Origin of the sequence: Hymenobacter chitinivorans DSM 11115 (genome assembly GCF_002797555.1) — a bacterium.
GTDB lineage: Bacteria > Bacteroidota > Bacteroidia > Cytophagales > Hymenobacteraceae > Hymenobacter > Hymenobacter chitinivorans.
Window position 1 is genome coordinate 760,088 of the sequence record NZ_PGFA01000001.1, and the last position, 12,643, is coordinate 772,730.

Consider the following 12,643-nt stretch of genomic DNA (forward strand, 5'->3'; position numbering starts at 1 on the left):
AGTTGTACGGACCAGCTCGTTTAGTGCGCGTGCTGGGCCAGGCTGCTGTCGGCTTCGGCCAGCTCGTCGAGAGGCGGGGCCACGTAGTTGTCGATAAACTCACCTTCCCAGCGGGCCACCACGGCCGAGGCCAGGCAGTTGCCGATGACGTTGACGGCGGTGCGGGCCATGTCCATCAGGGCATCAATACCCAGGATGATGAAGATGGGCCAGGCGGGCAGGTCGAACGAGTCTACCGTCGCCAGCAGAATCACCAGGGACGCCCGCGGCACCCCGGCCACGCCCTTGCTGGTCAGCATCAGGGTGAATACCATTACCAGCTGCTGGCCGAAGGAGAGCTCTACGCCGGCGGCCTGGGCCACGAAGATGGCAGCCAGCGAGAGGTAGAGCGTGGTGCCATCCAGGTTGAACGAGTAGCCCGTGGGCATCACGAAGGCCACCACCCGGCGCGGTACTCCGATGCTTTCCATGGCCTCCATGGCCCGGGGCAGGGCCGCCTCCGACGACGTAGTGGCAAAGGCAATGCTGACCGGCTCGGCAATGGCCTGCACGAAGCGCTTAATCGGAATCCGGGCAATGAGGGCCACGGGTAGCAGAATCAGAATCAGGAAGGCAATCAAGGCCGCGTAGAGCGTGAGCAGCAGCTGCACGGCGTTGACCAGGGGCCCGAAGCCCATCTTGCCCACGGTGTAGGCAATGGCCCCGCCCACGCCCAGCGGGGCGAAGAACATAACCACGTTGGTAAACTTGAACATCACCTCCGACAGGCTTTCCGACCATTCCAGCATGGCCCGGCGGTGCTTGCCGTGGACCATGGCCAAACCAATGGCGAAAATGATGGCAAACACCACTACCTGCAGCACCTGCCCCTCGGCTACCGATTTGGCAATGTTTTCGGGGAAAATGTGGGTGATAATGTCGGCCGCAGTTTGCTTGGGCGCGGCGGCAATGGTTTCATTCACGTTGTTGTTGGCCTGGGCGGCGGCCAGCACGGCCGGGTCGAGGCGGCCGGCTTTGGTCAGGTTGATGGCCGCCAGGCCAATAAAGAGGGCAAACGTGGTGACGATTTCGAAGTACACCAGGGCCTTGACGCCCATGCGGCCCACCTTTTTCAGGTCGGCGTGCCCGGCTATGCCCACCACCAGCGTGGCAAATACGAGCGGGGCAATGATGGTCTTAACCAAGCGCAGGAACACGTCACTGAGCACCTTCAGGTTCTGGGCCTGCACCGGGAAGTCGGCTCCGGCCTCGGCCCCGACGAACATGCTGGTCACAATCCAGAAGGTGAGGGAGCGGCGCTGAAAGGCGTAGGCTACCATGGCGGCCAGGGCCAGCCAGCGGGCGGCCATTGGCACGGCCTCGGGCAGGCTGGCGGGGTTAGAGGCGTGCAACAGGGTGAGGCCCCCAGCCACTACGAACAGCAGCAGAACCAGGAGAGCAAGGCGGGAAAACTTCATGCGGAAGGAAAAACGAAGGAGAATCAAGGCGGGAAACTCAGCAAAGATAGGTTTTTGACTTTCGTGGTGAATTGCACCTTTTCAATCTTGTTTTTCCGTACCTCTGTACTCTACTCTTCTCTATTGTATCTAGCTGTGTCGCTACTCTGGACGATGGCCGCTCACGAGCTGCCGCTGCGCTTTACCTGGAAGATTTCCCGCAATGCCTCCGTCACTAAAACCAACCTGCTCGTGCGCGTGGGCGAGGGCACGACTGCGGGCTGGGGTGAGGCCGCACCCAACGTGCGCTACAACGAAACGCCCGAAAAGCTGACCGCCGAATTCGAAGCGCTGGTAGCAGCCGGGCTGGGCCAGTATATCCATCTGCCCGAGCTGGAAGAGTTTCTGGCCGCCCACGCCCCGTCCCACGCCCTGCGCTTTGCCGTGGAGTCGGCTTTCGTGCACCGCGAAGCCGCGCTGCGGGGGCAGTCGGTGGCGGCCTGGCTGGGCGTACCGGCCCCGAGCCGGCCGGCGGCCACTGCCTTTACCCTGCCCATCATGGAGCCCGGCGCCGTGGCCGAATTCGTGCGGGCCCAGGGGATGAGCCGCTTTGGCCAGCTCAAAATAAAGGTCAACCAGGACAGCGGCTTCGAACTGCTCCGGGCCCTGACCCAGGCCTTGCCCGGCCGGGAGGTGCTCATCGACGGCAACGAGGCCTGGACCGACGCCGACTCGCTGCTGCGGTTTCTGGAGCAGGCCCAGACCTTGCCCGGCCTGCGGGTGCGCCTGCTCGAGCAACCCCTGCCGGCCCACTGCCCCGACGATTACCGCTACCTGCGCGGCCGCGCGCCCTGGCCCGTCTTTGCCGACGAATCCGTTACCGACGGGGCCGACTTCCGCAGCATTGCCCAGCAGTTTCACGGCGTGAATATGAAGCTCATGAAGGCCGGTGGCTACCTCAACGGCATTCGGCTGCTGCAGCAAACCCGCGCCCACGGCCTGCAAACCATGCTGGGCTGCATGGTCGAAACCTCGCTCGGTATCTGGTCGGCCCTGCAGATCAGTCACTTGGCCGACGTCTGCGACCTGGACGGTTTCCTCATCCTGCGCGACGAGCCCTTTGGGCTGGTGCGCGAAGCCGAAGGCCTGCTGACGCCGCTGCCCGTGTGCTGGAAAACCCTCCGGCCGGTGGTGAGCTAAAGTTCGCAGCCCGACATTTTCTCGTTTGCCCGTCATGTCGAGCCCAGTGTGATACCTCCCGGGCTGAGGTTGCCACAGTAGGTGTCATCCTGAGAGTAGCGAAGCGTAACGAAGGACCTTCCTCGCCTCAGTGACAAGCTCCTTTCAACACGAAAAGCTCTTTACCAGCAGTTGGTAAAGAGCTTTTCTATGTTGGCACAAGCCGTAGTGGGGTAGGCCAGGAAGGTCCTTCGGCTCGGCCTCAGGATGACAGCTGAAACAAAACGCCCCGCTTTCCGCAGTCGGAAAACAAGGCGTTTGCTACTCAAAAGGCATGGAGCCACCTACTTCACCTGCTTCAGCTGCTCGTCCAGAGCCTTGATCTGCTGGTCGAGCTGGCTGGTGTCGGCGGGGCGCTGGGTGCCGGCGCTCAGCAGGCTGATTTTGTCGTTGAGCAGCTGAATTTTCTGGGCCATGAGCGTGATGCGACTGTTGAGGCTACTCAGCCGGGTTTCCATGTCGGCGGTAGTGGGCGGGGAGTTACGGTCCACGTACTGCTCAAACTGGCCGCTGGCCGGGGCCACGGTGCCGCGGGATGCCGCCGCGCTGCCGGGCGTGGCAAACACGATGTCGCCCTGCATGGTCACGTAGTCGCCTTCCTTGAGGGTAGTTTTCTTGCCGCCGGGCAGCTCCACAATGCCGCTCTTGTAGTTAACTTTCGTGCCGTTGCTGAGCACTACGTTCTGGGTCAGGGGCTTGGTGCCCGAGCCCGAACGCAGCACCACTTCGCCGTCGCGCATCAGAAACTGGTCGGTGTTGTTGGCCGCAATGGCACCGACGGGGCGGGCGGGCTTGGGCTGGGCCGGGGTTTGGGCCCAGGCCCGGAGCGGACTGGCCAGCGCCAGCAATAGAAGAGCGGAGAGGAAAGGACGATTCATGGCGCGGTGTTTGGTTAATACGCTGAGCTTACGCGTTTGCCGCAATTGTGTTTTTGCCGCGTTAAAGCGCCCCAAAAAATATTTCGCTGAACTATGTTGCGACATTAAATGTATGTACATATATTTGCAACGTAATCCAGCCCGGCTGAATGCAGACCATGAGAATCGAAGACGAAATTAAGCAGCCCGTGTTCAAGGACGAGTACCAGAAAGGCCTGATCAATCTGGTCTACACGGTGGGCTGGCTGCAACAGCAGCAGGCCGCCTCTTTCCGCGAATTCGACATCACGCTGCCCCAGTTCAACATTCTGCGCATCTTGCGCGGTCAGCACCCCAAGCCGGCTACGGTCAACCTGCTCATTGAGCGCATGCTCGACAAAACCAGCAATGCCTCGCGCATCGTCGACAAGCTCGAGGCCAAGGGCCTGGTAACGCGCACCGTGTGCCCCAGCAACCGCCGGGCCGTGGACATTCGCATCACCGACAGCGGCCTGGAGCTGCTGCAGCGCATGGATGCCAGCGTAGATTTGCACCACGGCCTGAAAACGCTTACGCTGGAAGAAGCCCAGCAACTCAATACCATTCTCGATAAAATCCGCGACTGACGTTTCTCAGTCACCCCATATTCCCTTCACCTCATTTTTGTCATGAAAAAATTCGCTCTTTCCGCCCTGTTCATTGCTTCGATCATGGCTGCTCCTGCCGTAGCCAAAGATCCTTCGGCTCCCAAGGCTGCTACCAGCACCAAAGCCGGCACAGTGTACAAAGTGCAGCCGCAGCTCAGCACCCTGGGTTGGGTCGGCAAAAAAGTAACGGGCCAGCACAGCGGCACCATCCAGTTCAAGAGCGGTGACGTGGAAGTAAAAGGTGCCCAAATCACCGGCGGTACTTTCGTAATCGACATGAACTCGCTGAAGGTTACCGACATCACCGATGCCGACACCAACGGTAAACTCATGGGTCACCTGCGCTCCGACGACTTCTTCAGCATCGACAAGAACGCCACGTCGACCTTCAAAATCACCAAGATTACCCCCATCAAAGGCGCTGCCGCCGATGCCAACAACGCTACCGTAACCGGTAACCTGACCATCAAGGGCATCACTAAGCCGATCAGCTTCCCCGCCAAAATCGGCGTGAAGAACGGTGTAGCCGCCGCCTCGGGCACGGCCACCATCGACCGGACCCAGTTCGACATCAAATACGGCTCGAAATCGTTCTTCGAAAGCATTGGCGACAAAGCCATTGACAACGACTTCACCCTGAGCTTCAACGTTATTGCCAAGCAATAATCGAAAGCGTTAAGCATAAAAAAAGCCCCGTCGTATTGCACGACGGGGCTTTTTTATGCTTAGTGAAGCGTCAGCGGCAAGGCTCTACTGGCCGCCGGCGGGCAGGGCTTGAGCCGGGGAGGGAATCTGGCTCGGGGTAGGAGTGCTGGGCCGGGTCTGGATGGCTACGTTGCGCAGCACCAGGTGCAGGGGCGCCACGTTGGTTTCGCGCAGGCACAGGATGCCGGTTACGGTTTCGCCGGGCCGGATAACCTTGTTGGTCAGGTCATTGGCAGCAAATTCGTTGCGCATATTGGTGTTGGCCGAGCTAGAGCCCAAGATGTTGCCCGCGGACACGCCCAGGCCCCACGGAATGATAGTGCCACCCGTCGTGACGCCGGTTTGCGGATCGTAAGTGCCGCCGACGGTGGCCGCCAGGGGGGCGTAGAGCAGGTAAATCCAGACGCCCTGCTTCATATCATTGGCCGCTTGCAGGCCCGAAATAGGCATAACGGGCCGGTCGCCGAAGTACAGCTCCAGGTCGCGGGAGAAGTTGAGTTCGGTGGCCGTGTTGTTCTTGACGCGCACGGCTACGGTCTGGTAGCCGCGCTTGCGCTCCTTCTTCAGGTATTTTTTGTTGCGACCATGCACGCTCAGGGCCCCGTAGCTGTAGCCGAATTCCACCGGGCTGTTGGGCGAGGTTACCGCCGTGTAGTTGGTAATCGTGCTGGGCCGCACGGCGGTATAGCTGCCGGCGCAGCTAGTGCCGAACAGCAGAATTGTAGCGGCCAAAAATTGCGTAAACGTATTGCGCATAGGAAAGGAAAAAAGAGGAAAAGATAGAAATGTCAACTCAAACAGACTGAGCCATTTTACAAAACTATCTATTTAGCTCTTCCCTTGTATACCGCAACCCACGGAATAGGACTTTACTTTTTTAAGCTCAACGGTAAAGTGCCATTTGGGGCTTCTACGCGGGCACGACTAGCTCCCGGGGCAGCTCGAAGCGCAGGTTGCGGCTTTTGCTGCGGCCGTGGAGCTGCTGCAGAAAGTCGTCGAGCTCGGGCTTGTATTCCAGCCACAGGTCCTCGTGCAGGTTGGCCAGGATGAGCTGGGCGGTGCGGGCCGTGAGGCGGGCGGTGCTCACGTAAAAGCCGTTGTAGGGCGAGTCGAACTGCCCGGTATAGTTGTCGAAAATCAGGCGCAGGGCGTAGAGGTTCAGGTCAATTTCCAGGCGCTTGTCCTTGGTAATCCGGCGGGAGCGGGCACTTTCCTTGACGGCCTTACCCAAGGCCTTGTTAAGGCTGCGGTTGAGTAGGCGACCCGTCACGGCCACGTTGAAGAGCTCGTGAATCCGGTCGGAGGTTTGCTCATACACCTGCTCCACCGTCACGTCGGGCAGTAGTTCGAAGACCAGGGTTTCGTAGAGCTCCGCGTCGCGGCGCACGGCCCGCAGCAGCAGCTTTTCCTTGTCGGCGTCGGGCAGGCGTTTAAGGGCTTTTTTGAATTCGGAGGACGGAACGGGCATGGGGCAGGAGCAGGGCGGAAGGGAAACCGGAAACTAACAGGACAATACGCCCCACAGCAAAAACGGGTGCCTTAGAGTTGCTTTTACTAAATTTGTTAGTACATTGCCTTGGCTAACGGCGTTAGTTGCGGACGCCGGGCCTGAAGCTTTCAACAATATTAGCATTCGTTTTATGGCTTTACTTACCATTCAGGATGAAACTGTGGCCGGCGGGATTCTCAATCGGCTGGAGCTGGAAATTGCTCAGGAAATGCTCACCGTGCGCGACGTAATTGCCCAGCGCGTGCAGCAGGAAGTGGCCGCCTACAACAGCCGGCAGCAGGAGATATTTCAGGGGCTGGTGCAGCCGCTGGAGTCGGAGCAGGTACTCAACGGCTTCCGGCTGCTGCGCACGGCCAAGCCCATCGACACCGAAACCCAGCTATACAAGGCCCTAGAGGGCTTTTTGCAGAACAGCTACTTCGTGCTCGTAAATGACCGACAGGTGGACAGCCTCGACGAGGAAGTATGGCTGGGCTCGGGTGCTACGGCCAGCTTTATCAAGCTCACGCCGCTGGTAGGGGGCTGAGGCCGGTCGGGTTCCGACCCGTTTCCGCGTTATTTGTCCCTTCACTATCCGCCCATTGCTACGCTATGGCTAGTACTCCCGAAACGGCTCCTGCTCCGCCCGAAGTAGCCGAAATGCAGGATTTTATTCAAGCTTATCTGCGCGAAATAAAGCAGCGCAAACTCAGCTACTACGATTTGAAGCTAACCGAGCTGACGACGTATCAGGAGCTCAAAGACCGGGACGCCGCCTACAAAGGGCGGCTGGTGCTGGCTTTGGCCGCCACCATCCGCAACCGGGACAATAGCTACGAAATCCGCTACCAGCTCGACACGCTGCTCAAAGTACTGTTGCGCAGCACTCTGGAGCTGGCCGGCGCCGACTACGTGCGGCTGCTGGGTCTTTATGGCCTGGAATTGGCCGGCGCCAACATCAATAGCATTGCCAACGCCCTGGCCCTGTATCCGGTGCTGCCCACGCTGACCCAGCTGGAAAAGCAGGCCAAAAAACAGCCCCTGGAGGAGCCCGTGCTCGACTACTTGCGGCAGCTGCTGGCCGTTATGGCCGTCAACTCCTCCGATAATGGCTTGATGAAGCTGCGGGTGAAGGTGCAGGAGATTCTGGGTCAGGATGGAGAGAGTAATTTGCCCACGGTCATCTTTTCGGAGAGTGACGCTTTCGGGCAGGCCCTGAACGAGTTTGTGGGGCAGCTGCCGCCTTCGGCTGCCAAGCCCTGGCTGCGGCTGCTGCAAGTGTGGCAAAAAACCACGGGCGCCCAGCCCACGGCCAAGTTTCGCAAGGAAACCGAGGCCGCCGTGGCCGGAGTGGAGCCCGCTGAGGTGCGCCGGCAGTACGGTGCCTGGCTGAGCGAGCTGGCCCGGCTGCCGGTCCAGGAATTTACCCGCACTACCAGCTACGGGCACGGCGGCTATACCTACTCCGAGTGGCATTTCCTGAGCGACACCAGCCAGGCTGCGGCGAAGGGCTTGATCTGGAGCAGTATGCCCTTGCTCGACGGGCCGATGCTGGGCGCCCTGGCCGAGCTGGCGGTGAAGTGCTACCGCAAAATTCCGGCGAAAGGGCAGGTGGCACCCAGCCTGGGCAACGCCTGCGTGCTGGCCCTGGCCCAGGGCGGCATGCCGGGCGTGGCCCACCTGTCGCGGCTGAAGCTCAAAGTCAAGCAGGCCAACACCCAGGCGCTGATTGAAGGCCACCTGGAAAAAGCCGCCCAGGAGCTGGGCGTCACGCCCGCCGAAATTGAGGACATGGCCGTGCCCACCCTGGGCCTGACCCAGGGCCAGGCCGAGTACCACTACGGCGACTACCAGGCCCGGCTGCACCTGGTGGAGGGCAAGGCCGAAGTGCAGTGGCGCAAGGATGGCAAGGAGCTGAAATCGGCGCCGGCGGCTTTGAAGAAAACCCACGCCGCCGAGCTCAAAGAGCTGAAGGAAACCCAGGCCCAGGTGCAGCAAAATCTGACGGCCCAGCGCGAGCGGCTCGACCGGAGCTTCGTAACCGGCCGGCGGCTGCCGCTGGCCTGGTTTGAGCAGTACTACTTTGGGCACGAGCTGCTCAGCTACCTGGTCCGGCCGCTGATCTGGCGCTTTCACCACCCCGACGGCTCCCACACCGATGCGCTGTGGCTGGACGAGGCCTGGTGCGATGCCCAGGGCCAGCCCGTGGCGGCTCCCGCACCCGAGGCGCAGGTGCAGCTCTGGCATCCGGTGCTGGCACCGATGGCGGAAGTGCTGGCCTGGCGCCGGCTGCTGGATGAGCGGCAGCTGCGTCAGCCGCTCAAGCAGGCTTACCGGGAACTATACCTGCTCACGCCGCCTGAAGAGCGCACCGGTACGTATTCCAACCGCATGGCGGCCCACATTCTGCGCCAGCACCAGTTCAACTCCCTGACCAAGCTCCGCGGCTGGCGCTACCGCCTGATGGGCGCTTACGACAAGGGCTACGAAACCGACTCGGCTACCCTGGACCTGCCAGCCTACGGTTTGCAGGCCCAGTTCTGGGTGAGCGAAGTAAATGCCGACAACGCCTGGAACGACGCCGGAATCTGGAACTACGTCAGCACCGACCAGGTGCGCTTCACGACGGGCCACGGCGTGGTGCCGCTCACGGACGTGCCGGCGCTGGTTTTCTCGGAGGTGATGCGCGACGTGGACCTGTTCGTGGGCGTGGCCAGCGTGGGCAACGACCCGCAGTGGCGCGACAATGGCGGGCTGCCGGCCTACCGCAACTACTGGGAAAGCTACAGCTTTGGGGAGCTGGGCGAAGTGGCCAAAAACCGCAAGCTGGCCCTGGAACGACTGGTACCCCGCATGAAGATCGGGAAGGTGAGCGAAATTCAGGACCGGTTTCTGGTCGTGCGCGGCAAGCGGCGCACCTACAAGATTCACCTGGGCTCGGGCAACATCCTGATGGAGCCCAACGACCAGTACCTCTGCATCGTGCCCGACCGTTCGGCCAAAGCGCCCAGCGCCGCCGACGTGTTTTTGCCCTTCGAGGGCGACGCGGTGCTGTCCATTATCCTGAGCAAAGCCCTGCTGCTGATGGACGACGACAAGATTACCGACGACACCATCAACCGGCAGATTGGGCGCTGAAGCCGGGCGTACCTGCCAAAAAGCCAAGGCCACTTCCTGCGCTGGGAGTGGCCTTGGCTTTGTAAGAGCGGTTTGGAAGGACAGGCTTAGAACACGAAGCCGAACACGGCCCGGGCCGAGAACAGCAGCGGGTTCAGGGCTGGCCCGTCAGTTTCCTGCTTGTAGTCGGTGGCGTGGTAGCGGCCTTTGCCCACGCGGGGGCAGTAGTTGAGGTGCAGGCCCACCACGCAGCGTTTGAGCACGACGGCATCGAAGGGGTATGCTTCATAATGGGCACCCAGGGCCAGACCGGTGCTGCGGTAGTGCAGGGTGCGGGAGTAGGCCGGCCCGCTGAGCAAGCCGCCGGCCGTTTGGGCCGGGTTCTGACCGAGCTCGGTCAGGGTAATGTCGGCCGAGGCGTAGGTGACACCCAGCGTGGGCGTGAAGCTCTGGGTGTGGCGGCGGTTGAAGAAGGCAAAGCCGAGGTAGTTCAGGGCATTGGACGAGTTGAGCTCGGTGCGCCGGTCCTGCTCTTTTCGTTTGACATCATACACCACGCCTTCAATGCCCAGCACCACGCGCTTGAAGCGGATGCTGCCCCCGCCGCCGTAGCTGAACTGCCCATTATCAACCTGCGGGAAACCGGCCTGCCGGAGCAGGTCGTTGAGGCCGCCGTAGCGGGCCCCGGCGTAGCCCAGGCTGGCAAACACCTGTCCGCTGAAGTTCTTGAAAACCGCCTCGTTCAGGGCCGTGGCTTTCATAAAGTCCACCGAATCGACGCTGACTTCCACCACGTCGCCCGACACCGGGCTGCGGTAGGGCACCCGAACGGCCCCGGGCTGGGGCGTTGTCTGGGCCCGGGCCACCAGCGGACCGCCTAGCAACAGGCCACCCAGAATTACTACGAAAAGCTTCATGCGGATAACAACAGGGTGGGAGCGGGATGGCAAAGGTCGGCGGGCTTACAGGTGCTCGTCGAAGTACTGAGTGATTTTGGTGTAGAGGTGGACCCGGTCCTTGCCGCCCACGTTGTGCGGGTGGCCGGGGTACACGAAGTAGTCGAGCTGAATGCCCTTGTCGACGGCGGCCTTGAGGTAGTCGAGGCTGTGCTGCCACACCACCACGTCGTCGACGGTGCCGTGAATGAGCAGCAGGCGGCCCTGGAGCTTATCGACGTAGTTGAGCAGGTTGGCCTGAGCGTAGCCTTCGGGATTTTCCTGGGGCGTATCCATGTAGCGCTCCGTGTACATCACCTCGTAGAGGCGCCAGTCGATAACCGGGCCGCCGCCCACGCCCACCTTGAACGTGCCGGGGCTGCGCGTCATCATGGTTGTCGTCATGAAGCCGCCGAAGCTCCAGCCGTGAATGCCAATGCGGGCGGCATCCACGTAGGGCAGGCTTTTGAGGTAATCTACGCCCTTTAGCTGGTCCTGCATTTCCTGGGTGCCCAGCTGGCGGAACGTGGCCCGCTCGAAGGCCGAGCCCCGGTTGCCGGAACCGCGCGAATCAAGCGTAAACACGACGTAGCCTTTCTGGGCCATCAGCTGCATCCACAGGTTGGAGCCGCCCAGCCAGGAGTCCGTCACGAGCTGCACGTGGGGGCCGCCGTAGAGGTAGACCACCGTCGGATATTTCTTGCTGGGGTCGAAGCCCGGCGGGGTAATCAGGCGGCAGTACAGGTCGGTTTGCCCGTCGGCGGCCTTGATGGGAAATAGCTTGGTTTGGCCCAGCTGGTAGCCCGCCACGGGGTTGGGGGCCGTCAGCAGCGTCTGCGCGGTTTTGCCCGTTTTCACGCTCACCGTCCGGATGATGCGGGGCGTGGTGGCGTTGCTGAAATTGTCGAGCAGGAAGTTACCGTCGGGGCTGAGCGTGGCCGTGTGGGTGCCGGCCTCGGGCGTCAGCTCCCGCACCTTGCCGCCGCCGAGCTTCACGCTGTAGATGCGGCGCTGCAACGGGCTGGCCGCCGTGCTCTGGAACACGACTTCGCGGTTGTTGTCGGCAAAGCCCAGCACGTCCGTTACCTGCCAGGGGCCTTTGGTGAGCTGGCGCAGCAGCTTGCCGCTGGTGGAGTAGAGGTAGAGGTGGTTGTAGCCGTCGCGCTGGGCTTGCCAGATAAACTGGTCGGCGTGGCCGGGCACGAACTGGGCCGGGTGCAGGGGCTCGACGAAGGTCTTGTCGTCCTGCTCCTCGAACAGGGTCTTGACCAAAGCCCCCGAAGTTGCGTCGTACTGGCGCAGCCACATGTGGTTCTGGGCCCGGTTGAGCACGGCCACGTAAATGAACTTCTCGTCGGGGCTCCAGCTGATATTGGTCAAATATTGCTCCCGGGGCTCCCCGGTTTGCAGAAACACGGTTTTGCGGGTGTTCAAATCGTAGACGCCCACGGTCACCTCGTGGCTTTTGTCGCCGGCCATGGGGTACTTGATGGGCACGGCCTGGGCCGGCACGGGCAGCACCGTCACGATGGGGTAGTCCGTCACCATCGTCTGGTCCATGCGGTAAAAGGCCAGCTTCTGGCCCTGGGGGCTCCAGAACGTGCCTTTGGTGATGCCAAACTCCGAGCGGTGGGCCGCCTGCCCGTTCACGATGGCCGGGTTGGGCTCCTGGGTTACGGCTTCATTTTCGCGCCCGATGAGCGACACGTACAGGTTCTGGGCCTTGGTATAGGCTACGCGGGTTTTGGTTGGGTCCATTTCCACGTTTTCGGCCGTGGCCTCGTAGCCCAGCACCCGACTGGCTTGGCCGGCCTTGGTATCGTAGCGGTACACCTGGCCTTTGCTGGTAATGAGCAGGTTGCTGGCATCCAGCCACTGTACGGCTGGCAAGGCCTTGGCTTCTTCGGCCCCAGCCATTTTCAGGGCGGCAGTGAGCTGCCCGGCCGCTACGACGGTGGCCGGCTGGCCGGCGGCGGCGGCGCGGACCAGCTCGTCCTGCCCGCTGGTAGTGCGCACGAAGGCAACTTCAGCCGTGCCCGGAATCCAGGTGAGCTGGCGCAGGTTCTGGGGTTGCAGGCTGCGGTTGAGGAAGGCGTCTTCCATGGTAAGCCGCTGCTGGGCGCGGGCCGGCAGCTGACTTACCAGCGCCAACACGAGCAGCAGGCCCAGGCGCGAAGTGAAATGGAGCATAAACGACGGAAAGGAAGGAAGGTTCAGG

At 61.6% G+C, this 12,643-nt stretch carries 11 protein-coding genes; 5 read left to right on the top strand and 6 right to left on the bottom strand.

Going from position 1 to position 12,643, the window contains the following annotated elements; all coding sequences use genetic code 11:
- Positions 1-20: 20 nt before the first annotated feature.
- Complete coding sequence (locus CLV45_RS03105; RefSeq protein WP_100334929.1) at positions 21-1,457, bottom strand: dicarboxylate/amino acid:cation symporter; 1,437 nt, start codon at positions 1,455-1,457, stop codon at positions 21-23.
- A gap of 135 nt (positions 1,458-1,592) precedes the next feature.
- On the opposite strand from CLV45_RS03105, the gene CLV45_RS03110 reads away from it, so the two are divergent.
- Positions 1,593-2,636: an enolase C-terminal domain-like protein gene (locus CLV45_RS03110; protein ID WP_157807252.1), complete on the top strand. Its 1,044-nt coding sequence runs from the start codon at positions 1,593-1,595 to the stop codon at positions 2,634-2,636.
- 323 nt (positions 2,637-2,959) lie between these two features.
- Here CLV45_RS03110 and CLV45_RS03115 read toward each other — a convergent pair whose 3' ends face one another.
- Positions 2,960-3,553, bottom strand: a complete 594-nt coding sequence (locus CLV45_RS03115) for a DUF6799 domain-containing protein (protein ID WP_157807253.1) — start codon at positions 3,551-3,553, stop codon at positions 2,960-2,962.
- A gap of 149 nt (positions 3,554-3,702) precedes the next feature.
- Here CLV45_RS03115 and CLV45_RS03120 point away from each other — a divergent pair, with 149 nt between their 5' ends.
- A complete protein-coding gene (locus CLV45_RS03120; protein ID WP_317045092.1) occupies positions 3,703-4,158 on the top strand; it encodes a MarR family winged helix-turn-helix transcriptional regulator in 456 nt (151 codons plus the stop codon).
- A gap of 42 nt (positions 4,159-4,200) precedes the next feature.
- Positions 4,201-4,845 carry a YceI family protein gene (locus tag CLV45_RS03125; RefSeq protein WP_100334932.1) on the top strand — a complete coding sequence of 215 codons (645 nt, stop codon included), beginning with the start codon at positions 4,201-4,203 and terminating at the stop codon, positions 4,843-4,845.
- Between the two features lie 84 nt (positions 4,846-4,929).
- Here the strand turns inward: CLV45_RS03125 and CLV45_RS03130 are convergent, their stop codons facing one another.
- Both CLV45_RS03130 and CLV45_RS03135 read right to left on the bottom strand, forming a co-directional pair.
- Positions 4,930-5,640 carry a hypothetical protein gene (locus CLV45_RS03130; RefSeq protein WP_100334933.1) on the bottom strand — a complete coding sequence of 237 codons (711 nt, stop codon included), beginning with the start codon at positions 5,638-5,640 and terminating at the stop codon, positions 4,930-4,932.
- Between the two features lie 154 nt (positions 5,641-5,794).
- Entirely contained in the window at positions 5,795-6,352 is a 558-nt protein-coding gene (locus CLV45_RS03135; RefSeq protein ID WP_100334934.1) for a hypothetical protein, read from the bottom strand.
- A 172-nt stretch (positions 6,353-6,524) separates the two neighbouring features.
- Here CLV45_RS03135 and CLV45_RS03140 point away from each other — a divergent pair, with 172 nt between their 5' ends.
- On the top strand, positions 6,525-6,920 hold the full coding sequence (locus CLV45_RS03140) for a hypothetical protein (protein ID WP_100336939.1): 396 nt from the start codon (positions 6,525-6,527) through the stop codon (positions 6,918-6,920).
- 65 nt (positions 6,921-6,985) lie between these two features.
- Complete coding sequence (locus CLV45_RS03145) at positions 6,986-9,511, top strand: DUF4132 domain-containing protein (RefSeq protein ID WP_157807254.1); 2,526 nt, start codon at positions 6,986-6,988, stop codon at positions 9,509-9,511.
- Positions 9,512-9,597: 86 nt separating this feature from the next.
- Here CLV45_RS03145 and CLV45_RS03150 read toward each other — a convergent pair whose 3' ends face one another.
- Together CLV45_RS03150 and CLV45_RS03155 are read right to left on the bottom strand one after the other, a co-directional pair.
- On the bottom strand, positions 9,598-10,407 hold the full coding sequence (locus tag CLV45_RS03150) for a hypothetical protein (RefSeq protein WP_100334936.1): 810 nt from the start codon (positions 10,405-10,407) through the stop codon (positions 9,598-9,600).
- A 45-nt stretch (positions 10,408-10,452) separates the two neighbouring features.
- Positions 10,453-12,615: a S9 family peptidase gene (locus tag CLV45_RS03155; RefSeq protein ID WP_100334937.1), complete on the bottom strand. Its 2,163-nt coding sequence runs from the start codon at positions 12,613-12,615 to the stop codon at positions 10,453-10,455.
- Positions 12,616-12,643: the final 28 nt, after the last annotated feature.